Annotated in this window: 19 protein-coding genes, 1 tRNA gene and 1 riboswitch; of the genes, 15 read left to right on the plus strand and 5 right to left on the minus strand. The window is 51.7% G+C overall.

The features are described 5' to 3' along the window. Positions 1-24: 24 nt before the first annotated feature. Positions 25-339: an HlyU family transcriptional regulator gene (locus SU32_RS08120; protein WP_053998840.1), complete on the minus strand. Its 315-nt coding sequence runs from the start codon at positions 337-339 to the stop codon at positions 25-27. A 151-nt stretch (positions 340-490) separates the two neighbouring features. On the opposite strand from SU32_RS08120, the gene SU32_RS08125 reads away from it, so the two are divergent. Continuing rightward, complete coding sequence (locus SU32_RS08125; protein ID WP_082376581.1) at positions 491-1,510, plus strand: alpha/beta hydrolase; 1,020 nt, start codon at positions 491-493, stop codon at positions 1,508-1,510. Between the two features lie 165 nt (positions 1,511-1,675). After that, entirely contained in the window at positions 1,676-2,827 is a 1,152-nt protein-coding gene (locus SU32_RS08130; RefSeq protein WP_053998841.1) for an AI-2E family transporter, read from the plus strand. A gap of 5 nt (positions 2,828-2,832) precedes the next feature. Here SU32_RS08130 and ilvA read toward each other — a convergent pair whose 3' ends face one another. After that, on the minus strand, positions 2,833-4,086 hold the full coding sequence (ilvA, locus tag SU32_RS08135; RefSeq protein ID WP_053998842.1) for a threonine ammonia-lyase IlvA: 1,254 nt from the start codon (positions 4,084-4,086) through the stop codon (positions 2,833-2,835). A 141-nt stretch (positions 4,087-4,227) separates the two neighbouring features. On the opposite strand from ilvA, the gene SU32_RS08140 reads away from it, so the two are divergent. The 3 genes from SU32_RS08140 to SU32_RS08150 are packed head-to-tail and all read left to right on the plus strand — an operon-like array spanning position 4,228 to position 7,996. Beyond that, positions 4,228-5,679 (plus strand): TrkH family potassium uptake protein, encoded by a 1,452-nt coding sequence (locus SU32_RS08140; RefSeq protein WP_053998843.1) that lies wholly within the window; start codon positions 4,228-4,230, stop codon positions 5,677-5,679. A 5-nt stretch (positions 5,680-5,684) separates the two neighbouring features. Continuing rightward, positions 5,685-6,812, plus strand: a complete 1,128-nt coding sequence (locus tag SU32_RS08145; protein ID WP_053998844.1) for an amidohydrolase — start codon at positions 5,685-5,687, stop codon at positions 6,810-6,812. After that, positions 6,809-7,996 (plus strand): class I SAM-dependent methyltransferase, encoded by a 1,188-nt coding sequence (locus SU32_RS08150; protein ID WP_053998845.1) that lies wholly within the window; start codon positions 6,809-6,811, stop codon positions 7,994-7,996. Before SU32_RS08145 ends, SU32_RS08150 begins: the two co-directional genes overlap by 4 nt. Before the next feature lie 84 nt (positions 7,997-8,080). Here SU32_RS08150 and SU32_RS08155 read toward each other — a convergent pair whose 3' ends face one another. Together SU32_RS08155 and ade are read right to left on the minus strand one after the other, a co-directional pair. Beyond that, a complete protein-coding gene (locus SU32_RS08155; protein WP_082376569.1) occupies positions 8,081-9,424 on the minus strand; it encodes an ATP-binding protein in 1,344 nt (447 codons plus the stop codon). A gap of 62 nt (positions 9,425-9,486) precedes the next feature. Continuing rightward, on the minus strand, positions 9,487-11,286 hold the full coding sequence (ade, locus tag SU32_RS08160) for an adenine deaminase (RefSeq protein WP_053998903.1): 1,800 nt from the start codon (positions 11,284-11,286) through the stop codon (positions 9,487-9,489). 188 nt (positions 11,287-11,474) lie between these two features. On the opposite strand from ade, the gene SU32_RS08165 reads away from it, so the two are divergent. The 5 genes from SU32_RS08165 to SU32_RS08185 all read left to right on the plus strand — a co-directional run bounded on the left by SU32_RS08165 (position 11,475) and on the right by SU32_RS08185 (position 15,350). Then, a complete protein-coding gene (locus SU32_RS08165) occupies positions 11,475-11,939 on the plus strand; it encodes a (2Fe-2S)-binding protein (protein WP_053998847.1) in 465 nt (154 codons plus the stop codon). After that, positions 11,936-14,179 (plus strand): xanthine dehydrogenase family protein molybdopterin-binding subunit, encoded by a 2,244-nt coding sequence (locus SU32_RS08170; RefSeq protein WP_053998848.1) that lies wholly within the window; start codon positions 11,936-11,938, stop codon positions 14,177-14,179. Before SU32_RS08165 ends, SU32_RS08170 begins: the two co-directional genes overlap by 4 nt. Positions 14,180-14,188: 9 nt before the next feature. Continuing rightward, on the plus strand, positions 14,189-14,818 hold the full coding sequence (locus SU32_RS08175; protein WP_053998849.1) for a hypothetical protein: 630 nt from the start codon (positions 14,189-14,191) through the stop codon (positions 14,816-14,818). Next, a complete protein-coding gene (locus tag SU32_RS08180; protein ID WP_053998850.1) occupies positions 14,811-15,170 on the plus strand; it encodes a hypothetical protein in 360 nt (119 codons plus the stop codon). Before SU32_RS08175 ends, SU32_RS08180 begins: the two co-directional genes overlap by 8 nt. Before the next feature lie 93 nt (positions 15,171-15,263). Next, positions 15,264-15,350, plus strand: a tRNA-Leu gene (locus SU32_RS08185). Positions 15,351-15,525: 175 nt separating this feature from the next. Here the strand turns inward: SU32_RS08185 and SU32_RS08190 are convergent. Further along, on the minus strand, positions 15,526-16,005 hold the full coding sequence (locus SU32_RS08190; protein WP_053998851.1) for an Lrp/AsnC family transcriptional regulator: 480 nt from the start codon (positions 16,003-16,005) through the stop codon (positions 15,526-15,528). A 93-nt stretch (positions 16,006-16,098) separates the two neighbouring features. On the opposite strand from SU32_RS08190, the gene SU32_RS08195 reads away from it, so the two are divergent. The 5 genes from SU32_RS08195 to gcvP all read left to right on the plus strand — a co-directional run bounded on the left by SU32_RS08195 (position 16,099) and on the right by gcvP (position 24,413). Then, the gene (locus tag SU32_RS08195; RefSeq protein WP_053998852.1) at positions 16,099-17,301 is read left to right on the plus strand and encodes a methionine gamma-lyase; all 1,203 of its coding nucleotides are present in this window, start codon (positions 16,099-16,101) and stop codon (positions 17,299-17,301) included. Positions 17,302-17,367: 66 nt separating this feature from the next. After that, positions 17,368-19,752 carry a transketolase-like TK C-terminal-containing protein gene (locus SU32_RS08200; RefSeq protein ID WP_053998853.1) on the plus strand — a complete coding sequence of 795 codons (2,385 nt, stop codon included), beginning with the start codon at positions 17,368-17,370 and terminating at the stop codon, positions 19,750-19,752. Between the two features lie 106 nt (positions 19,753-19,858). Next, positions 19,859-19,944, plus strand: a riboswitch (glycine riboswitch). Positions 19,945-20,074: 130 nt separating this feature from the next. Further along, the gene (gcvT, locus tag SU32_RS08205; RefSeq protein ID WP_053998854.1) at positions 20,075-21,184 is read left to right on the plus strand and encodes a glycine cleavage system aminomethyltransferase GcvT; all 1,110 of its coding nucleotides are present in this window, start codon (positions 20,075-20,077) and stop codon (positions 21,182-21,184) included. Between the two features lie 20 nt (positions 21,185-21,204). After that, positions 21,205-21,564 carry a glycine cleavage system protein GcvH gene (gene gcvH / locus SU32_RS08210; protein ID WP_053998855.1) on the plus strand — a complete coding sequence of 120 codons (360 nt, stop codon included), beginning with the start codon at positions 21,205-21,207 and terminating at the stop codon, positions 21,562-21,564. Between the two features lie 14 nt (positions 21,565-21,578). Next, entirely contained in the window at positions 21,579-24,413 is a 2,835-nt protein-coding gene (gcvP, locus tag SU32_RS08215) for an aminomethyl-transferring glycine dehydrogenase (protein WP_053998856.1), read from the plus strand. Positions 24,414-24,693 lie beyond the last annotated feature (280 nt).

A 24,693-nucleotide genomic window follows, 5' to 3' on the forward strand; every position in this document is an offset into this window, starting at 1 on the left:
CCGGTGCAAAAGCAACGATTATATTCAAACCGGTTGATTGTCATCACCTTTCCAAAGGCTTGGCCCATTCTGGTCGATAATCATTTTGGCTTTATTGACGCTTGCAGCAATTGCCTCGTCTTTACCCTGCACAAGGTCCGCGCGAATGAATTTACGTGTGGCGTTCACGCCATCAATGTTCTTTGTCACTGTGCCAGCCACACGCCATTGACCGCTTGAATCTTTCATCGGATTGGCTCTGATTTCTACTTCCTTATAGATTTCGTTTGGCTTCTGGTTTTCAGGATTTGACGTTTCTTCGCCTCCGCCACCAAATAAACGTTTTAAAAATCCGGCCATATCCACCTGCACCACTTCTTAAATTTCTAATGCACTCTAAACTAAGTCATTGGGATTAAATCGCAAGTGCACGGCTAAAGCTGAGCTTTATTTACCCGATTGCTTTCACAGTATGCAGCATCTAATTGTAATGGAAACCAGGACATTATTCATGACCGAAGCACCGTCAGCCAAGCCGAAAAAACCCAAAAAACGCGGAAAATTTAAGATGGCGCTATATTTGGTTTTATTGCTCGCGCTGGTTCTGATTGCCCTGTTATTATTTGGCCCGCGTGCGACTTTCACAGACGATATCCGCTTTGATGCGGCGGCAATGGGCAACGATTTGGATAGCTATCTGGCCAAGTCCGAAGACGCGCAGTCAGATGTCATGTCCCATGCGGAAAAAGAAATTGTCTGGGCATATCCGACATCGAAAGCCAAAACACCTGTATCACTGGTTTATATTCACGGGTTCTCGGCATCAAAAGGCGAAATTCGTCCCGTGCCGGATCTGGTCGCCGAAGAATTGAAGGCCAATCTGTTTTACACACGTCTTGAGGGGCATGGCGCCGGTAGCGACGCAATGGGGTCCGCAACCGGTCAGGACTGGCTTGATGATACCGCAGAGGCCATCGAAATTGGCGCGCGCATCGGGGAAAAGGTGGTCGTCATAGGAACCTCGACAGGTGCAACACTGGCAAGCGTTGCTGCCCTTTCCCCGTCTCTGAAAGACAAAATGGATGCGTTTATTCTCATATCTCCCAATTTTAAAGTTCAGGCAGCTGGCAGCGGACTTTTGACATTTCCCTATGCGGAAAAATGGCTTCCCCTGATTATCGGCAAGGAGAGAAGCTTTGAGCCTGTAAACGATGCTCACGCAAAATTCTGGACGCCGCAATATCCAAGCAAAGCCATCTTGCCGATGGGCGCGCTTGTCGCTCATGCTGAAACTTTGCGTTACGAGAAAATCACCCAGCCCGCGCTGTTCATTTACTCCGAACAGGACACAGTGGTTGATCACAGCGCAAGCAAACAGGTCATGGAGCGATGGGGCGGAGAAACACAGCTCCACGCCGTTACCGGTGCTGATGACCCTTACAAGCATGTGATTGCCGGTGACGCGTTATCGCCGAACAAAAATCAGGAAATCACGGACGCCATCGTTAATTGGATAAAAGCGCTGCAATAACGTTTTGGGACATTGTTGCCAGATTGTATTACGCTATCTCAACTGCCCAGACCGGAACTAATCCGAAAGTCCTACGCAAAAATGCCGTAAATCAGCATATACATAATGATAGGCTTGCCTATAGCCTGTAAAACAGAAAATAGGCGCTGAAGGGAAAGATTTAGAATGAACGCTCCAATTGAGCCGAAGCATCCGCGTGAACGCAATGAACGGTTTCGCAATACCGTTTATGGGGTCGCAATGGCGCTGATGATCGGTTGGGTGCTGAGCATTGGCCAAAGCGTTTTCATCCCCATTATTGCCAGTATTATTCTGGCCTACATCATTATCGCGCTGGCCGAGCTTCTCAATAAAATAAAAATGGGCGGGCGGTCTGCGCCTGCGTCGGTACGTTATCTGATTTCCATATTGGTCATCGTGGCTGTTGTGACGGCATTTGTGTTCCTGATCATTTCAAACATCAACCAGTTGATCGCGCTTGCGCCGACTTATCAGGCAAAACTGCTTAGTTTTATTCAGGATATCGCACGCGCGATCGGTGAAGAATTTGAAGTGGAAACAGAACCGACATGGCAAACTATACGCCGCGATGTTCTCGGCGGCATCAGCCTTCAAAGCCTCATCACGTCAACCATAACGTCGATATCGGTGCTGGCCGGTTCGGTTTTCGTTGTTCTGGTCTATACCGGCTTTGCACTTGCCGAGCGTGTGACCTTTACCAAGAAACTTGCCAAACTCACCGACGATCCTGATGATGCAACACGCATTGCCGATCTTATCACCATCATCAACGAGCGCATTGGCAATTATCTAGCAGCTAAAACACTGGTCAATCTCGTTCTAGGATTGATGAGTTATATCGTGATGGCTTTTGTCGGCCTGGACTTTGCCGCCTTCTGGGGCGTGTTGATCGCTTTGCTCAATTATATTCCCTATGTCGGCTCGTTTTTGGGCGTTGCCTTTCCGGTGGCCATCGCAATCGTGCAGTTCGGTGATCCGGCATGGATAATCGGCACCGCAGGCGCACTGATCGTGTGTCAGGTTCTTGTCGGCAGCTTTTTAGAGCCGAATTTAATGGGCCGCACACTCAATCTCAGCCCCTTTGTCATTCTAGTGGCATTGACCACTTGGGGAACATTATGGGGCATTGCCGGAGCTTTGCTGTCAGTGCCGATCACCGCTATTCTTGTGATTATCCTGTCAGAGTTTGAAGGCACCCGCCCGTTCGCTGTTCTGTTGTCACGCGCCGGTAAAATCCCGCCGCGCCGCCAACGTGCCGGTGACACGCCTGTCACCGACGAGCACGAGCATGTTTAGCCAGTCTAAATCAGCAGACCGGCAACCAGTTCATTATCTGTAATATCCTGCCAGATGATTCCGCTGTCTGTCATGCGGGCCATCAAGCCGGCAAAATTAGCGGCATCTTTTGTTTCAATGCCGATTAAAATCGAACCGAAGTTCCGCGCCGATTTTTTTAGGTACTCAAACCGCGAAATATCATCGTCGGGCCCCAGAAGATTGAGAAAGTCCCGCAAGGCACCCGGGCGCTGCGGCAAACGCAATACAAAGTACTTTTTCACACCACTATGACGCAAAACGCGTTCTTTGACTTCTGCCAAACGCTCGAAGTCGAAATTTCCGCCAGATGCAATACAAAGAACATTTTTGTCATGAAGAGCGCTTGGGCTCACATCTTTAAGCGAGTCAATGGACAATGCACCGGCAGGCTCCAATACGATCCCTTCGACATTTAGCATTTCAATCATGGTGCGGCACAGCCGGTCTTCAGAGACCAGATTGACTTTATCGGCTGAGAAACGCTTGAGAATTTCAAACGGATATTGGCCCATTAAAGCGACGGACGCACCGTCGACAAAATTGTCAACATGGCCAACATCAACGCGTTCGCCTTTGATCAGGCTCTGTTTCAGGCTTGGCGCGCCTTTCGGCTCGACAAACATGAACTCCGGCGACAGATTCATATCAGCAAAATAACGTGCCATGCCCGACGACAAGCCACCGCCGCCAACAGCAACATGTATGCGATCAACCGTTTGGCCTGCGGGCATTTGCTTAAGCACTTCATGGGCAACAGTTGCCTGCCCTTCAATAATATCCGGATGATCAAACGGCGAAACCATCATGGCATTATTGTCTTTGGCATATTCCATCGCCGCCGCATAACACTGGTCGAAAATATCACCGATCAGCCGGACTTCGATCGCAGAGCCGCCAAAGGCGCGTGTTTTGTCAATTTTCTGCTGCGGCGTTGTCACCGGCATAAAGATAACGCCCTTCTTGCCCAAGTGCTGGCAAACATAAGCAAAGCCCTGCGCATGATTGCCTGCGGATGCGCAAACAAAACTGGATGGATTGGATGTCATCAGACATTTGCGGAAGAAATTGAATGCACCGCGAATCTTGTAGGATCGTACCGGCGATAAATCTTCGCGCTTGAGCAAAATCCGCGCATCATAACGCTGGCTTAAAAAAACATTTTCCTGCAACGGTGTTTCGACAAACAGATCACGCATCGCCTCCGCAGCAGCGGCAACATTATCTATAAATTCACTCATAACGGACTTTCGTAACGCAGATTTCGCAATTTCCTATGAAATAGACCTCAGCTCGGTGTATAGGCGCTTTCTTAACAATGCCAGTTCTGTAATAAGCTAAATGACCTATTTGGGACGAAACTGCGGGAGCAAAGCGCTTATATGAATAGCTCGACGCTACGAAACGCACTGCATATCAGTGCAATATTTGCTTTCTATTTAGCGACGATGATGCTGATACCCGGCTTGGTCGATCTGTATTACAACAATGCGGACTGGAAAGTGTTTGCCGCCTCATCTGCCGGAATCGGCGGCATATCTGCACTGGTCGCCATTGCAACACGTTCCGGCCCGCCGGTCGTTTCAACACGGTTCACCTTCCTTGTTGTCAATTTGCTCTGGATTACCTTCTGCGTATGCGCAGCCGTACCATTCTATCTTTCAACGCTGAATATTTCGCTGGCAGACGCCTTCTTTGAGGCTGTTTCAGGCGCAACATCAACCGGCTCAACCGTACTTACCGGATTGGATACAATGCCGCCCGGTATTCTCCTCTGGCGCTCTATATTGCAATGGATCGGCGGTCTGGGTGTGATTGTTCTCGGCCTATTCATTCTTCCATTTTTGAAAATTGGCGGCTCCTCCTTTTTCAAAATCGAATCGTCCGACCGTTATGACAGGCCATTTGCGCGGTTTTCCACCTATGCAACATCTGTTGTACTGATCTACACCGCGCTCACAATTTTATGCGCCGTTCTCTATGCCTATTTTGGCATGAGCGGATTTGACGCCATCAACCACGCCATGACCACGCTTTCCACCGGCGGTATGTCGACTCACGACCAGTCATTCGGATTTTTCAACGATCAACTGCACTGGATTGCGGTTGTCTTTATGATTATTGGCGCTGTCCCGTTTACGATCATCCTTGTGATGGCGATGCGCGGCCGGTTTGACGCATTACGTGACAATCAGGTGATGTTCTTTTTGACCTATACAATGGTCTTCGCGGTCATTTTGACCATTCAGTTGGAACGCACAAACGTTATGGATGGCACCGAGGCTTTTGCCCATGCAACTTTCAATCTGGTGTCCATTATCACCACAACGGGTTATTCCAACGATGACTACAATTTATGGGGCCCCTTCTCCGCTGGTGTTTTTCTGATCGCCACTTTTATGGGCGGGTGTTCGGGCTCAACATCCGGCGGCATCAAGGCATCCCGCTGGATTGTGCTTTTCGGTGTGGTAAACCGCGCTTTGGAAAAATTTATTTATCCAAACGCTGTTCGTCCGGTGCGAAGCGGCGCAATGCCGATCCCTGAACAGGTACAATTTGTGACATTGATGTATTTTTGTACCTTTGGCTTGCTCGTCGGCATCGGCACACTTCTTGTCGCTCTGACCGGTGCCGATCTGGTGACCTCTTTCTCGGCTGCTATAACCGCAATTTCCAATGTCGGTCCGGGATTGGGTGATATTGTCGGTCCTGCAGGCTCATTCGGACCCTTGGCCGACAGCGCCAAATGGGTTCTATCTTTTGGTATGCTGCTCGGGCGTCTTGAGCTATTTACCGTATTGGTTCTTCTCAGCCCGGCATTTTGGCGGGATTAACATCAATGATCGACCTTTTAGACTTCAGACACGAATTGCATCGCTTTCCCGAACTGTCAGGTGAGGAAAGTGTAACGGCGACCCGCATATTAAAATATCTTGGCGAGTGCAGTCCGTCACAGATCATCAACAATCTTGGCGGTCATGGCGTTGCTGCGATTTTCGACAGCGGTGAGGCTGGTGAAACAGTTCTGCTGCGCTGCGAACTGGACGCACTGCCGATCCTGGAGACCGGACAGCCGCCTTATCGCTCGACAGTGGATGGCAAGGGCCATTTATGCGGCCATGACGGCCATATGGCGATCATTATGGGCGTTGCGCAGCGTTTGGCCAAGCGCCCTATTGCGCGCGGACGCGTTGTCCTGCTTTTCCAGCCCGCTGAAGAAACCGGCATTGGCGCGCCGTCAGTTCTGGCCGATGAAAAATTCGCTGCGATTAGGCCGGATTTTGCCTATGCCCTGCATAATCTGCCCGGCATGCCGCTTGGCCATATCGGCCTGAAGTCAGGTTCGCTATGCTTTGCATCTGAAGGGCTGAACATGTCTTTCCTTGGCCGCACATCTCATGCGTCCCATCCCGAAGATGCCATCACGCCGCAAAACGCGCTCGTGGAGCTTATGAGCACATTGAACAGCTTACCTGAACAATTGGGCATTGATCCTGAAAAAACACTGGTGACAATCTGCCATGCCCGTTTGGGTTTGCCTGCCTTTGGCATCACGCCCGGTGATGGCGATTTATTTGCTGCCTTCCGCGCTGAGACTGACGCTTTGCAAGCCAAACTCATCGCCAGCGCCGCACAATATGCAAGAGATTGCGCTGAAAAGCATGGGCTGAAAATCACCGTTGACTATAATGAGAAATTTGCCGCTTGCGATAATGATGAGACCGCTGTTGCCAATATTCGCGATGCGGCGGTCGGGCTAAACCTGCCAATCATCGATATCGACAAGCCCTTCCGCTGGTCGGAAGATTTCGGTGCCTTTAGCGCGGCGGGAAAAACCGCTCTGTTTGTGCTTGGCAGCGGTAAAAACTGCCCGCAGCTTCACGCGCCCGATTATGATTTCCCCGACGGCATTATCAATACCGGCGTTGATATGTTTGAACAAATTACGAGAAAGCATTGCGGATGAACGGTACATGGCGCAACGCGGAGCAAGAACAGTTCATACAAACGCTGAAACAGTCGCTTGATGAAGGCAGTTTCAAGCGTGTCACCTTTTCTGCAAAAGCCAAGAATGCTGATAAATTCAAGGCCAGCTTTGATCTGGTGCTGGGCGGTTCGAAGAAAATCATCAAACATGAGGCCAGTCATTTGGCGGCAGGCGAAACACTCGCCTATGAGCCGATAGCGCTTATCGCCATGCTTCAAGACCAACCTTATGCGGGTTTTCGGGCGGCCACGCTTTTTACGCAAGACAAGGATTTTCACTATACGGAAAACCGGAAAGGCGAGCCGAAATTCTATGCGGCGAAAGCCACCATGCGCGATGTGGTACAAACCCACAACAAGCCGAAAAACTATGTTCTATCGGAAAAGCGTCCTTATTTGCGCGGGCTTGGCGTTGCCGATCATCGCGGCCATATCATCAAGAAATATCATCCGAAATTTCGCCAGATTGCCAATTTTGTCGAGATTATCGACCGCGATATTGGCACCTTTGTTGAAACAGCCGACCATCCCATTTCCATTCTCGATTTAGGTTGCGGCAAAGGTTATCTGACCTTTGCAACCTATGATTATGTGGCCGAACGCGCGCGCATGCAGCCTATTGGTCAAGGCATCGACATCAAGGAAAACGTCATTGATCTGTGCAACGAGATCGCCGGTAATGTCGGCTTTGACGGTCTGAAGTTCATCAATGCGCGGATTGATAAGAACCAGCCGCAAAATGTCGACATTCTGATCGCGTTGCATGCTTGCGATACGGCGACCGATGATGCGCTTGCGCTGGGTGTGCGCGCCGATATGCAGTATTTCTTCTGTGCGCCGTGCTGTCAGGCCGAAATATCACGCCAGATCGGCAATGCCGGAACAACATTCGATATGGTCAATCAATATCCGCTGATGCGCCGCAGACAGGCCGACCTGATTACCGATACCGCCCGCGCCCTGATGCTGACCGCCCTTGGCTATGAGGTGAAGTTCCTCGAATTCACCCCGCTTGAACACACCGCCAAGAACGTCATGCTGGCAGGCAAGAAATCAGACAAAGTCGACCGCAACAAAGCATGGGCCGACTATCTGGAACTTAAAAAGTCCAGCGGTTTTGAAAAACATGCGCTTGAGGAAAATTTGCGGGATTTGTTGGGGTGATGGCAGTTTTCTATAAATGAGTTTACGGATGTATTAGCAAATCATCTGAATTGTGATTCTAGTCAACTTTTGGTCGAAAGCAGGCTAACTTCGCCGTGTTAAGCGTTCTAGCTCTTGCTCCACGATCTGTCTTGGTAGTTCATAAAAATCGAATAATTCATAAAGCGGCGCAACAATTGCTTGGATGATCTCAGGTAAATTATCGTCAATCTGTCCGATAGTAATCGAACGTGAACTTTCGATTTCTGCTGTTCGGCATATCCGATCAAAACTCATTCGCATACGATTACCGCTTAATGCCTGAAGGGCTCGTCCTTCCAGTCCAGACCACTTTACTTTCACAGCAATTCTTTCGACACCGTCATATGTTGCAGCAAGACGACGAGCAAAGAGAAGCGCCTCAGCCACACGCCAGATTGGTAAAGTGATGTCGATAGCGGTTCCAGCCTCCACACGATCAGGAACCCCATCTTCATCATATCCAGTTGTTGTGTAAAGTAATCCTTCGGGCCTAATTCGCCAGAAGTCTGAATGCGCAGCATCCTCGCCAAGATACCGATCGGCACCAGCTCTCCCGATCCAAGCTTCAACCCCGCCATCAGCTGCATATGGTGCCATTTCCTGTCTCGTCATCACTAGGAAAGTAGGCCATCCTGTTAGCTTGATGCGATGTGCGGCATCAATACGTTCCCGCAAGCTTGTGAGATTGGGTATGGTCGCGGGTGAATCGAAAGCAAAACCAATTTCATAGCGCCCCAAAGGCATTCTTGTAACAGCATCCACCGGTACCTTTGCTGCATCTAAAAGGTCCTCGTGACGCTTTCGCGACCTAGTAACAAACGTTATAAGCTTCTCTTGCAAATTTGGTTCAGTATCGCTCTCTTCAACCCTGCCCTCAACGATTGCACGAATGGCGTCAAGCATTGTTGAACGGCTCCGCTGAACGCAACGATCAAGCAAGCTACGCCATTCATCAACTGTTCGCGGCTCCTCACTGCGGGGCCCCGGCTGACGAACGTACACTCGGGCCTGTCGCAACACACCTTCACAGTCTCTCACTGCCATCACTGGTGTCGTAGTGGTTGATGGTACGACCACCACCGGATGATCTACACCTGTACGAGCATTCGTGATAACCTCCAAACGAACGTGCAGTGCTGGTGTTGCAAAGCGCTGTATGGCCCCATTGACTAGATCTTGAGTTATATCACGTATATTTTCAGGTTTTGGTATTGATTGTAGTGTATCGACTTCTTCCTCGTATCCGATCACCACATATCCACCATCAGCATTCGCCATGGCAATTACGGCTTTAGCTAGTGTTGCTTTCCCATGATTAGAGTTTAGGTCAAGCCAAGCTTTATACTCAAAAGATAAATCTTCTTGTGGATCTAGCAAGGCTTCTTCAAGTTCGTCACGTCTTGACAATTTACAAACCCTTTATGCTAGCCAACGAAGTGATGTAGATTGACTTATACTATCTCCCCACCTCACAAAAACAAATCCACTTTCTCGAACGTACGCACGTCGATCAGCCCCTCATCGGAAATACGCAGTTCGGGAATAACCACCAGCGCCAAAAGTGAATGCTGCATATAGGCATTGTTGAGCGTGCAGCCCATTTCGCGCATAGCGGCGGTGAGGATTTCGGCTTTCGCGGCAACGATCTCGGCGCGCTCGTCGCTCATCAATCCGGCAATCGGCATTTCCACCATCGCCAATTCTTCGCCCTGACTGACCATGCACACACCGCCGCCCACAGCCGCCAAACGGTTGGCGGCCATCGCCATATCGCCGTGATTGGTGCCGACCACAATCATGTGATGGCTGTCATGGGCCACGGTGGAAGCAATCGCGCAGTCTTTCGTATAGCCAAAGCCTGAAACGAACGCATTGGTCACCCCGCCCGTTGCGCGGTGACGCTCCACCAGCGCAATCTGGCAGACGTCGTTTTTACGGTCCATTTCCACCATGCCGTCTTTGACATTGAGCGTGGCTTCCAGCGCTTTCGTCGGCGCTTGGTTTTCAACAACGCCGATCACCCGTGCATTGACTTCATTGGCACCGCTTGGCGCGTCAATCTGGAAGCGCTGTGCGGTCAGCTTGCTTTTCAGATTAACCGTGTTCTTGGCGCTGTCAGGATAGGCATAAGCCGGAATATCAGCGATCAATTTGCCGTTCTCGGCAAGTTTGACACCGCGGCCGTAAACCGCATCAATGGTGAGTGCCGCCAAGTCTGAAACCAGCAGAAAATCCGCACGGCGGCCGGGGGTGATTGAGCCAAGCTCCCGCTCAAGGCCAAAGTGTTGCGCCGTGTTCAGCGTTGCCATCTGAATCGCCGTGACCGGCTTTAGACCCTGCTCAATGGCGTGGCGCACAACACGGTCCATATGCCCGTCATTGACCAGCGTGCCGGAATGGCAATCATCGGTGCATAAAATGAAACTGCGCGGATCAAGCCCCTGCTCCGTCACGGCTTTAATCTGCTCGGCAACATCATACCAGGCAGAGCCAAGGCGCAGCATCGCCTTCATGCCTTGGCGCACACGGGCAATCGCGTCTTCGGCGCGTGTGCCTTCATGGTCATCTTCGGGACCGCCCGCCACATAGCCGTGGAACGGCAAACCCAGATCAGGCGACGCATAATGCCCTCCCACAGTTTTACCGGCCCGCACGGTCGCGTCAATTGCCCCCCGCATAATTGGATCATTGGCCGCAACGCCGGGAAAATTCATCACTTCGCCAAGGCCGATAATATTCGGCCAGTTCATCGCTTCGGCAATTTCTTCCGGCCCAAGCGCCGCTCCCGCATTCTCCAAGCCCGGCGCGGACGGCACACAGGACGGCATCTGGACATACACATTGACCGGCATGGCTTCGGCTTCGTCGTGCATCAGGCGAACGCCTTTAAGCCCCAACACATTGGCGATTTCATGCGGATCAATAAACATGGATGTCGTACCGTACGGCACCACAGCGCGGGTAAATTCTGTCACCGTCACCATGCCGCTTTCCACATGCATATGCGCGTCGCATAGCCCGGGCACCAGATAGCGACCTTGGGCGTCAACCACTTTGGTATCCGGCCCGATGCAATGGTCGGCATCCGGCCCGCAATAGGCAAAGCGCCCTTCGGCAATGGCGATATCGCTGGCCGGAATAATTTCACCGGAATGAACATTGACCCATTTACCATTGCGCACCACGAGATCAGCAGGCTTTCGCCCCATAGCGACATCAACAAGGTGTGCGGAAACATCGGTCCAAGGCTTCATTTTCGATTCAGGCATAATCAGCTCCATTAAGTCCGCGCAATGTGCCAAGCATAAATCATGAAAGCCAGCCATTTTGCCCGTTTGATCAAAACTATTTTTCACCCAAGCCTGCCGCAAACTTAATTGAACGCAGTTTCTTGAAACCTTGTCCATTTGGTCAATATACTAACAACACAAAACATCCTCACACGGACGGGACCTTCATGCGGCTGATCATTAACGGAAAACCCGAAACGCTGGACGTTGAAGACGACATGCCGCTTTTGTGGGTGCTGCGTGACGAACTTGGCATAAAAGGCGTAAAATACGGTTGTGGCATCGCGCAATGCGGTGCCTGCACGGTCCACATCGACGGGGTCGCTGTGCGGTCATGCGCGATACGGGCAAGCGATGTTGAAGGTGAAATCACAACCATTGAGGGCCTTGGCACACCCGATGCGCTTCATGTGGTCCAACAGGCATGGATCGACCATCAGGTGGCACAATGCGGCTATTGCCAGTCCGGCCAGATCATGTCAGCTGCGGCTTTGCTTGACCAAAATGCCAACCCCAGCGATGAGGACATCGACAATTACATGTCGGCCAATCTGTGCCGCTGCGGCACATATCCGCGCATTCGTGAAGCGATCAAAGATGCGGCTTCAAAACTTGGCGCAGGTGCCGCATGAGCAAGCTTAAAACCTTCACGCGCCGCACTTTCCTCATTGGTTCAACCGCAGTCGCCGGCGGTGTTGCCTTTGGCGCTTATATGTATAAACGCGATCCGCAAAATCCGCTTGCCGCAAGCATGAAAGAGGATGAAGCCGCCCTCACCCCTTACGTAAAAATTGACGGTGAAGGAATTACACTGATCACACCGCGCACGGATTTAGGACAAGGCGCGTACTCCATGCAAGCCATGCTGATTGCCGAGGAACTGGATGTCGAACTTGATCAGATCAAGGTAGACCCGGGCCTTCCCGATCCTGCCTATTACAATACCGCATTGTCTGACGAAGGAGCGCCTTTCAGGCCAACCGATGACAGCTTTGCAGCGGAATCGGCGCGCTCATTCGTCGATGCGATCATGAAGTTTCTCGGGCTTCAGATTACCGGCGGTTCAACATCTGTCCCCGATGCTTACGAAAAATTGCGCCACGCCGGCGCTGTTGCGCGCGAAACGCTGAAAATGGCAGCCTCCCAAAAATCCGGCATTCCGGTAGATCAATTGAACACCGCCAACGGGCAGGTTCAACTGCCGGATGGAAGCGCCCTTTCCTATATTCAGCTTGCGCCGTTTGCCGCAACTATTGAACCGGTAAAGGACGTTACGTTGCGCGCTCCGAGTGAATGGCGGTTGCTCGGTAAACAGGTCTTACGTCATGACATTGTCGCCAAGTCGACCGGCACGCTGAATTACGGCATAGATCTTGAAATCGAAGGCATGGTTCATGCTGCGATCAAGACCAATCCGCGCCAAGGCGGCATCATGAACAGCTATGATGACAGCGAAGCTGAAAAAATGCGCGGTGTTCAAAAAGTCGTCCCCTTGGAAAACGGGGTAGCGATCATTGCCGATAATACATGGCGTGCTTTCAAAGCGGCAGAAGCTGTTACTTTTGATTGGGGTCCGGCGCCCTATCCTGCTGAAATGGATGACCACTGGCAGACATTGTCGGACTCGTTCACGCCCGATCTGCAAGATGCCCGTACTCGCGATGACGGTGAAATCGATAATGTTTTTGCAGAAGGCCCGCCTGATTTTGAAGCCGAATATCGTGCGCCTTATGTGGCCCACCAACCTCTGGAACCGGTCTCTGCCATTGCCAAAATTACCGATGACCGCGCTGACATCTGGACCGGCACGCAAATTCCCGGCTTTGTGCGCACCAATGTTGCCAAGGCCACCGGCTTAACCGAGGAACAGGTCTTTGTTCATGTCACCTATGTCGGCGGCAGTTTTGGCCATCGACTTGAGGACGAGTTTGTCAAACAGGCCGTGGAAATTGCGAAATCGGTCAAAGGAACGCCGGTTAAGCTGACCTATAGCCGTGAAGAAGATTTTGCGCATGATTATCCGCGCCAGATCGCAATGGCCCGCGCTAAAGGAAAAGTCAAAGACGGCAAAGTCGACAGTTTTGATCTCTCGATTGCAATGCCTTCAGTCATTGAATCGCAAATGGGCAGGCAAGGTTTTCCGGTTCCAGGTCCTGACCCTGCCATTCTGGCCGGTGCTTGGGAGCAGCCCTATGCAATCCCGAATTACCGGACTACCGGCTATCGTGCACCGGCGCTCGCCCCCATCTCATCATGGCGGTCCGTGGGCGCATCCTCAAACGGGTTTTTCCATGATTGCGCGCTGGATGAATTGATCCATGCAGCCGGCGCTGACCCTTTGGAAGAACGCATCCGGCTTATGTGGCATGAACCATCGCGCAAAGTGCTGGAAGCTGTGGGCGAAATGTCAAACTGGGGTAGCGACCTTGGACAAAACCGCGGCCGTGGTGTTGCTTTTTGCCTGTCATTCGGCACGGCGGTTGCCGAAGTCATTGAGGTCACCAACACCCAAGACGGCATTAAAATCGATAATGTTTATGTCGCCGCAGAAGTCGGTAAGGTCATTGACCCGATCAACTTTGATAATCTGGTCAAAGGCGGCGTTGTCTGGGGGTTGGGCCATGCCATGAACTGCCAGATCACCTATTCCGATGGCATGGCGCAGCAATCCAACTTTCATGAGCATGAAGGTATGCGGCTGTATCAATGCCCCAACATTGAGGTACGCGCATTGGAAAACGGTGCCAAAGTGCGCGGTATCGGTGAGCCGCCCGTACCACCCGCCGCGCCAGCGCTCGCCAATGCAATTTTTGCCGCGACCGGCAAACGCCTTCGCGAAATGCCGTTCAACAAACATATTGATTTTGTGTGAGGAATTAAAATGAAAAACATCCTCATAGCACTTTCATTATTCATGTTGCCAAGCGCCTCTTTTGCGGAAGAAGCGGAACAGAAAATAGAAGTTGAACTTCTGGAAGAAGGCTCGGTTTCCGAAGAAAAGGGCTTGGAGCATTGGGCGAAAATTTACGAAGTATTCTCCCATCCGCGCTGCGCCAATTGCCATGTTGATGAAGGCGGCATACCGATCTGGTCCGGCCCTTCATATGGCCCAGAACCGCAACCCCACGGCATGAATGTCAAAGCCGGAGAAAGCCGCGTTGGTGCGGAAACCATTTTGTGTTCGACCTGTCACACCAAGCATAACGGCTCGATTGAACATGCGCCGCCAGGCGCCCATGTCTGGCATTTACCGCCGCCTGAAATGGTATGGTATGAAAAATCCTCTGCCGAGATTTGTGCGCAGATTCAGGATCCGGAGCGCAATGGCGAGCGCACAATGAAAAACATTGCCGAACACATTGCCAATGACGAACTTGTTCATTGGGGCTGGGATCCGGGTCCGGGACGCGAGCCTGCACCCTATTCGGCCAAAATCAACGTCATGGATATTCTGGCATGGACCGCCGCTGGCAATCCTTGCCCGCAAGCTGAAGGTGAAACCGATGGATAACGCCCCGCGCCGCTATCAGCTGGCTTCACTGTTTCTGTCAATATCCGGCATTGCCCACATTGTCATATCGGGATTGTCCGGCCTGCAAATCACGGACGCTGTTTTTCTGGGTATCGGCGTTGCCTATCTGCTGCTTGCCTATTTGATGCAGGCGGGCCGGCGCTGGATCGCCTATTTCGTGTTTATCTTTATGCTGATCGGTGCTGTTGGTGCCTATATGATGATGCCAACAGAAAGCGGGATCATCCAGATGGCCTATCAGGTGATAATTGCCGCCGATATTGCCTGCGCCTTTATGCTGTTTATTCTCTTGTGGCGCCGTAAAAATCCGGTCGTTCTCAACAATGGATAAATATGCCCATAAAAATTAGCGTGATTATCAATTAAGGGCTTTTGTTTGATAGCCAGTTTGGCTAGGAGTGCTTCGGGCTGATTTTCAGCACGTGCCCCCTTGGCGGAACTGGTAGACGCAAGGGACTTAAAATCCCTCGATCATTAGATCGTGCCGGTTCGATTCCGGCAGGGGGCACCAGACGCAAATTCGCGCAGCGAAATGCGGAGACAAACTTTTCAAAACAAAAAGTAAAAGCGGCAGCCAATTGTACTGCAAAGGGCGAGAACGGCCGCTCTCAGATTACCCGCTCAAACTGCACCCAAAAAAGCGCTTTCGCTTTCTTATCGCCGTAGACAAAAGCGAAACAAAAATCCTACCCTTGATATTCAGGATATACATTTGTGCGCTTGACCACGCCATAAACGAAACTTGTGTCTATCGATCCGATTCCGCCAATCGGGTGCAGCCTGTCTCTTACAAAGCGCTCATAGTCTTCCAGATCGCTGACCACCACCCGCAGCAGATAGTCTGACAAACCGGTCATGACAAAACACTCCAAAACTTCGGGTATGGCTTTCATGCGCTCTTCAAACCGCAGCACCACATCTTCGGTGTGTTTATCCAAGCTGATACGCACCATGACTGTTACCGGCAGGCCATATGCTTTTGCGTTGACCTCGACACTATAGCCGGTAATGGCACCATTATTTTCAAGATTTCGAAGTCGCCGCAAACAGGGCGAAGGTGACAGATTTACTTCCGCCGCCAGCTCCAGATTCGTCATGCGTCCGCTGCGCTGCAAAGCTCTGATAATTTTGCGGTCAATGGCATCTATTTGCGGTATTTTTGACATAATATTCCAAAATTCCTGAGATTCAGGTCAATAATAACAACTAAAAACCTTTTTTGACAGCAGATAATGCCCTCAAAGACATAGAGGCTTATCATGCGTGACAAAACCCAAGATTTTTCGACCCGTGCCATCCACCACGGTTATGACGCTCAATCCGAACATGGCGCGTTGAACCCGCCGATCTATATGACCTCCACTTTTACGTTTGAAAGTGCGGAGGCCGGCGGTGCAATGTTTGCCGGTGAAAAGGAAGGGCATTTCTACACCCGCATTTCCAACCCGACACTGGACCATCTGGAAAAGCGGATTGCCAATCTGGAAGGTGCCGAAGCAGGTCTTTCCACAGCATCGGGCATGGGGGCGATCACCTCGACACTCTGGTCTTTTCTGGAGGCCGGTGACGAGATCATCATCGACAAGACGCTTTACGGCTGTACCTTTGCGTTCATGACGCACGGCCTGCCGCGCTTTGGCGTCAATGTTAAACTGGTTGATATGACAACGCCTGCCAATCTGACAGAGGCAATCAGCGACAAAACCAAACTTGTCTATTTTGAAACACCGGCCAACCCGAACAACAGGCTTGTTGATATAGCTGCTATTTCCGAAATCGCCCATCGTGCAAGCGCAAAAGTTGTTGTCGACAATACATACGCCACGCCGGTTATCACACGCCCTATCGAACATGGCGCGGATATCGTTCTACATTCTGCCACGAAGTTTCTAAGCGGTCATGGCGATGTTGTCGCCGGACTGATCGTCGGCAGTTTGGAAGACATCACGCAGATCAGGCTTGTGGGTTTGAAGGATATGACCGGCGCTGTCATGTCTCCGATGACGGCAATGCTGCTTCTGCGCGGCATAAAAACACTGGAACTGCGCGTTGAAAGACATTGCCAAACCGCATTCAAGGTGGCCAAGGCGTTAGAGGCGCATCCGGCTGTGCTGAATGTATTTTATCCCGGTCTTGAAAGCTTCCCGCAACATGAACTGGCCTGCCGGCAAATGTCGAATTTCGGCGGTATGATTCCGTTCGAGGTAAAAGGCGGAAAAGCTGCCGGAATTGCCGTGATGAACAGACTGAACCTCATCCAGCGCGCCGTCAGCCTTGGCGATGCGGAAAGCCTTATCCAGCATCCCGCCAGCATGACACACTCCACCTATTCACCCGAAGAACGGGCTGAACACGGCATTGCCGAAGGCCTTGTGCGTTTATCCGTCGGGCTGGAAGGCGCGCAGGATATTATCGACGATTTACAGGCGGCATTAGGCGCGCATAACATGCCATGTGATTGATCGGGCAGCGATCCGGCACACCCTGTACGTCACCCTCAACCGGTCCAAAGGAAGCAAAAGCGCACCATGTCCCACATTGACAAAGCACATCTTAAAACCATCGAACAACGGTTGTTGTGGCTGTCGCATTGGATGATCCACAATGCCAACCATATCCGCCCGAAGGTGGATGGGATTAAGATCGGCGGGCATCAGGCATCCTCGGCTTCAATGGTGTCAATTATGACAGCGCTTTATTTCAGCGCCCTTCGACCGGAAGACCGCGTTGCGGTTAAACCGCACGCCTCCCCTATTTTCCACGCCATACAATATCTGATGGGCAATCAAACGAGTGAGAAAATGGAAAACTTCCGCGGGTTTCACGGCGTACAGAGCTATCCGAGCCGCACCAAGGATATTGATGATGTTGATTTTTCAACCGGCTCGGTCGGCTTGGGTGTCGCAATCACATCCTTTGCTTCAATCATACAGGATTATATCACCGCGAAAGATTGGGGCAGCGATGTGCCTCTCGGCCGCATGATCGCATTGGTGGGTGATGCTGAACTGGATGAAGGCAATATCTACGAAGCGTTGCAGGAAGGCTGGAAAAACGATCTGCGCAACACTTGGTGGATTATCGACTATAACCGCCAGTCACTTGATGGTGTGGTTCGGGAAGGCCTTTTCAAGCGCATTGAAAAAATTTTCGATGCTTTTGGCTGGGATGTTGTCAAAGTCAAATATGGTGCACTGCAACGCGCGGCATTCAAAGAACCCGGCGGCGACAAGCTGCGCGAGTGGATCGACAATTGCCCGAACCAGCTATACTCGGCTCTGACCTTTATGGGCGGCGCAGTCTGGCGCGAACGTTTGATGGATGCGCTTGGCGATCAGGGCGACGTTACCGCACTTATTGAAGCACGCAGCGACCAGCAATTGGCCGAATTGATGGAAAATCTGGGCGGCAATTGCGTGCAGACCATGGCCGAAACCTTTGACGCCATAGACCATGATCGCCCCATTTGTTTTCTGGCCTATACGATCAAGGGCTGGGGCACGCCGATTGCCGGTCATAAAGACAATCATGGCGGCCTGATGAACAAGGCCCAAATGGCCGACTGGCAAAAACATATGGGCGTTGCCGAAGGTGAAGAGTGGGAAAAATTCGCAACGGTAAAAGACGTTTCCGCTTTTCAGGAAGCGCTGCAAAAAGCCCCCTTCTTTGCAAAAGGCGTTCGCCGCTACGCGGATAAAACGCTTGACGTTCCGGCAATCGAACTGTCCAGCGACCGCGAAATTTCAACCCAGATGGCGTTCGGCAAAATTCTTGATGAGCTTTCCAAAGGCGACAGCGATCTGGCCGCGCGCATTGTCACGACATCACCGGATGTTACCGGCACCACGAACCTTGGCCCGTGGGTGAACAGGCGCAAGCTATTTGCCCGCACAGAGCAGTCAGACACTTTTATCAACGAGAAAATACCGTCAACGGCAAAATGGGAATTCACCCCGAAAGGCCAGCATATTGAGCTTGGCATTGCCGAGATGAACCTGTTTCTGCTGCTTGGTGCCGCCGGATTGTCCCATTCATTGTTCGGCAAACGCATTATACCCATCGGCACGGTCTACGACCCCTTTGTGGCGCGCGGTCTCGATGCGCTAAACTACGCCTGCTATCAGGATGCACGGTTTATGATTGTCGGCACACCGTCAGGTATCACGCTCGCACCTGAAGGCGGCGCACATCAGTCCATCGGAACACCGCTGATCGGCATGAGTCAGGACGGGCTTGCCAGCTTTGAACCTGCCTTTGCCGACGAGCTTGCTGTCATCATGCAGTGGGCATTTGATTATATGCAGCGCGACGGCGAAGGCGATCCCGATGAGCGTACCTGGCTACGCGATGAAACCGGTGGTTCAGTCTATCTACGTTTGACAACCAATCCGATCGAACAACCCGGCAAACGCATTGACGATGATTTCAGGCAAGGCGCGATTGACGGTGCCTATTGGCTGCGCAAGCCCGGCCCGAACTGTGAAGTCGTCATTGCCTATCAGGGCGCTGTCGCACCAGAAGCGATAAAAGCCGCCGGCATAATCGCCGAGAGGCGGCGTGACATCGGCGTGTTGGCCATAACCTCCGCCGACCGTCTCAATGCAGGCTGGACAGCGGCGCAGCGTGCCCGTGCGCGGGGCACAAAATCGGCTGAAAGCCATTTGGAGAAATTGCTCGGTGATTTGCAGGACCATTGTAAAATCGTCACCGTGATTGACGGTCATCCTGCAACACTTGGCTGGATTGGTTCGGTGAAAGGCCATCAGACAATTCCGCTGGGTGTCGAACATTTTGGCCAAACAGGAACAATCGGCGATCTTTACAAACATTTCGGCATTGATGCCAATTCCATCGTTGAGAAAGTGGCCGGGCTAACCGAGGGAAGATCCATTTCCCCAAGATCAAACATTTAGGCAAAGCCAGATCGCTTGAGCCATAATTCTGGTGAAAGACCGATCTGCGTGCTTCTCGCGGCGCTGAATCATATTGACAGTAAATTCATATAAAATGTAACGTCATTTCACTATTTTGGGAGAATCGGACTTACCGATGCCGAAGGAGCAACCACCCCGGAAACTCTCAGGCAAATGGACCAATTTAGTGCAATGACTCTGGAGAGAGGCCGAAGGCCCGCCGAAGGGATAACAATCTCAGGCACATAGACAGAGGGGGTATCATCATCCGCATCCGCGGTATGACTGGTGCCGGATCATCCGGTTTAATTGAGAGGGCCGGATGGAAAATTTAAAAACAACTGCACTTCATGAACTACATTTGAATCTCGGTGCCAAAATGGTGCCGTTTGCAGGCTATGAGATGCCTGTGCAATATCCCGCCGGTGTAATGAAGGAGCATCTGCACACCCGCGCCAAGGCCGGTCTTTTTGATGTCAGCCATATGGGACAGGTTTTGCTGCATGGCGATGACGCTGCTCTGCAATTGGAAACGCTTGTGCCGGTTGATGTGGCAAATCTGCCTGAAGGCAGACAGCGCTATGGTTTTTTCACCAATGAGAACGGCGGTATTTTGGACGACATCATGATCGCCAATAGAGGCGACCATCTTTTTGTTGTCGTCAATGCGGCCTGTAAAGATGCTGACATTGCGCATATGGAGAAGAACCTTCAGTGCAAGGTTGAAACAATCAGCGGCCGCTCTCTTCTGGCGCTGCAAGGCCCTGCCTCGGAAGCTGTTTTAAGCCAGATCGTACCTGACGTTAAAGACATGCGCTTTATGGATGTGCGCATTGTTAACAGTAGCTTTGGCACGCTGTGGATTTCGCGCTCGGGTTATACCGGTGAAGACGGTTTTGAAATTTCCGTTGAGGATTCCCAAGCCATAAAATTGGCCGAAGAACTTCTGGCCAGCGAAGATGTATTACCAATCGGCTTGGGCGCACGTGACAGCTTGCGCTTGGAGGCGGGACTTTGCCTTTATGGTAACGATATTGACGAAACGACCTCCCCTTTGGAAGCCGGACTGCAATGGGCCATTCAAAAATCACGGCGCAAGGATGGTGCGCGCGCTGGCGGTTTCCCCGGCGCCGAGCATATCCTTGGCCAATTCGACAATGGCGTTAAGCGTCAACGGGTCGGCTTACAGCCTGAAGGCCGTGCCCCGATGCGCGCTGGCACCAAACTTTTTGCAAGCGAAAATGATGAAACAGCGATTGGCGAAGTGACCTCCGGTGCTTTTGGCCCGACAGTCGAGCGCCCTGTTTCCATGGCCTATGTGAGCGCAGACCATTCTGACACAGACACGGTTGTTTTTGGCGATGTGCGCGGCAAACGTCTGCCCGCGCGCATTTGCACTCTGCCCTTCACGCCTTTAAATTTTAAACGATAATAATTTCGGAGATTATAAATATGAAGTTCACAGAAGAACATGAATGGCTACGTGCCGAAGGTGACCTCGTGGTTGTCGGCATTACAAAATATGCCGCGGAACAACTAGGCGACGTTGTTTTTGTCGAACTGCCAGATGCCGATACCGACGTATCAAAAGGTGACGATGTTGTTGTTATTGAAAGCGTAAAAGTCGCCTCTGACATTCTTGCACCGCTGGATGGAACAATTGTCGAAGTGAACGAGAAGCTTGGCGATGAGCCCGCGCTTGTAAACAGCGATCCGCTTGACGCTGGCTGGTTCTTCAAGATGAAGCTGAAAGACGCTTCCGAGCTGGACTCGCTGATGGATGAAACCGCCTACAACGCGATGATCGCTTAACGGAGCCTTTATAAATGTCTTTTGTTCCGACAAAATACGAACCATATGATTTTGCCAACCGGCGCCATATTGGTCCTTCCCCTGCTGAAATCGCTGACATGCTTAAGGTTATCGGTGTCAAAAGTCTTGATGACTTGATTAACCAGACTGTACCCGACAGCATTCGTCAAAAAGAGCCGCTAGATTTCGGCAAACCTTTGTCGGAACGCGACCTGCTCTGGCACATGCGGGAAGTCGCCAATAAGAACGAAGTTTTTACATCGATGATCGGCCAGGGATATTATGGCACGGTAACGCCGCCTGCTATCCAACGTAATATTCTGGAAAATCCGGCTTGGTACACGGCCTATACGCCCTATCAGCCGGAGATCAGTCAGGGCCGCCTCGAAGCCCTGCTCAACTTCCAGACCATGATCTGTGATCTGACAGGCTTGGACGTTGCCAACGCTTCCCTGCTCGATGAAGGCACTGCGGCAGCCGAAGCCATGACAATGGCGCAGCGCGTCTCCAAATCTAAAGCAAAGCAGTTCTTTATTGACGAAAACTGCCACGCTCAAAACATCAATGTGATGAAAACCCGCGCCGAACCGCTCGGCATTGAAATCATCGTCGGCCCGGTTGAGCAATTGGACCCAGCAGCCGTATTTGGGGCGATTTTCCAATATCCGGGCACACGCGGCGGATTGCAGGACTTCACATCGCAGATTGAAGCGCTTCACAACGAAAAAGCGCTCGGCATTGTGATTGCAGACCCGATGGCGCTGGCCTTGCTCAAAGAGCCGGGCGCAATGGGCGCGGATATTGCTGTCGGATCGACGCAGCGCTTTGGTGTACCGATGGGATTTGGTGGGCCGCACGCCGCCTATATGTCATGCCGTGATGCCTATAAGCGTTCCCTGCCTGGCCGTATTGTTGGCGTTTCCAAAGATGCGCGCGGCAATCAGGCATACCGTCTGTCACTGCAAACACGCGAACAACATATCCGCCGTGAAAAAGCGACATCAAACGTGTGTACAGCGCAGGCTTTGCTTGCCGTGATCGCGGGCTTTTACGCTGTCTTTCATGGCGCGGAAGGCGTCAAAGCCATCGCCCAGCAAATCCACCTTAAAGCGGCACGCATTGCAAAAGCCCTGTCCGCCAACGGGTTTGAACTCGAACACAACGCGTTTTTTGATACAATCTGCGTCGAAGTCGGCGCCATGCAGGGCGCAATTTTAGAGTCCGCACGGGCACGCAAAATCAATTTGCGCAAAATCGGCACAAGCAAATTGGGCATTTCTGTCGACGAGACAACACGCCTTGAATCGCTTTCAGACCTGCTGGAGGCCTTTGGCATTAAAGATGGCATTGATAATAAAGAGCCGGATTATTGCCTGCCGGAGGCATTGGTACGAGAAACTGAATATTTCCAGCATGCCATCTTCCAGATGAACCGCGCTGAAACGGAAATGATGCGCTATATGCGCAGGCTCGCAGACCGCGATCTGGCATTGGACCGTGCGATGATACCGCTTGGTTCCTGCACCATGAAGCTGAACTCTGCTGCGGAAATGATGCCGATCACATGGCCGGAATTTTCAAATCTTCACCCCTACGCGCCAAGCGAACAGGTTGAAGGCTATAATGAAATGCTCGCCGACCTGTCGGAAAAACTATGCATGATCACCGGCTATGACGCGATGTCAATGCAGCCGAACTCCGGCGCGCAAGGCGAATATGCGGGCCTTCTGACAATTCGCGCCTATCACCGTTCGCGCGGTGACAATGAGCGCAATGTTTGTCTTATTCCCGTCTCCGCGCACGGCACAAATCCGGCATCCGCTCAAATGGCAGGTATGGAAGTTGTCGTTGTTAAATCGGCTGAAAACGGCGATATCGACATTGACGATTTCCGCGAAAAGGCAAAAGCGGCCGGAGACCGTCTGGCGGCTTGCATGATCACCTACCCGTCAACGCATGGCGTGTTTGAAGAAACCGTTCGCGAAATTTGTGATATCACACATGAGTTTGGCGGACAGGTATATCTGGACGGCGCTAATTTGAACGCGATGGTCGGCTTGGCAAAGCCGGGCGAGATCGGCTCCGACGTCAGCCATTTGAACCTGCATAAGACATTTTGTATTCCGCACGGCGGCGGCGGCCCCGGCATGGGACCAATTGGTGTGAAAAGCCATCTTGAACCTTTCCTGCCGGGCAATCCCGCGGATGATGAAAGCGCCGTATCCAGTGCAAATTATGGCTCTGCATCCATCCTGCCGATCAGTTGGGCCTACTGCCTGATGATGGGCGGCAGCGGCTTAACGCAGGCAACCAAGATCGCAATCCTGAACGCCAACTACATCGCCAAACGTCTGGAAGACGGCTTTGATGTTCTCTTTAAGGGCCGCAAAGGACGTGTTGCCCATGAGTGCATTTTAGACACAAGACCGTTTGCAGACAGTGCCCATGTCACCGTTGAGGATATTGCCAAGCGCCTGATTGATAGCGGTTTCCATGCGCCGACAATGAGCTGGCCGGTTGCAGGGACATTGATGGTCGAACCGACAGAGAGCGAAACAAAAGCCGAGCTTGACCGCTTTTGTGATGCAATGCTGTCTATCCGCAATGAGATTGCAGCCATTGAAAGCGGTGACATGGATGCGGAAAACAATCCGCTGAAAAATGCACCGCATACAACAGCCGATCTGATTGCCGAATGGGATCGCCCCTATTCGCGCGAAGCCGGATGTTTCCCCGCCGGTGCATTCAGGGTTGATAAATACTGGCCGTCCGTGGGCCGTATCGACAACGCCTTTGGTGATAGAAATCTCGTCTGCACCTGCCCGCCGCTTGAAAACTATCTTGATTGATATGAACGCGCGCAGCGCTTCACAATACCGGCGGTCCGGAATTTCCGGATCGCCGCTTCCCACAAAGCTTTGATTGAGCTTGACAGCTTTGGGCTTTGATGTAGCCTTAATTCTATGAAAAACGCACCGGCACATAATCGCTATTGCTTGAGGGTAATTCCGGCACGGAATTAGACCCCGAATCGTGCAGTCATGCATCGATATCGGGGCGCGTTGATTATCGGATAAACCGATCTTTCCCGGAGAAAACCGGGATCCCCATTTATTAATCTGCCATTGA

Source organism: Ahrensia marina, assembly GCF_001293565.1.
GTDB classification, from domain to species: Bacteria; Pseudomonadota; Alphaproteobacteria; order Rhizobiales; family Rhizobiaceae; genus Ahrensia; species Ahrensia marina.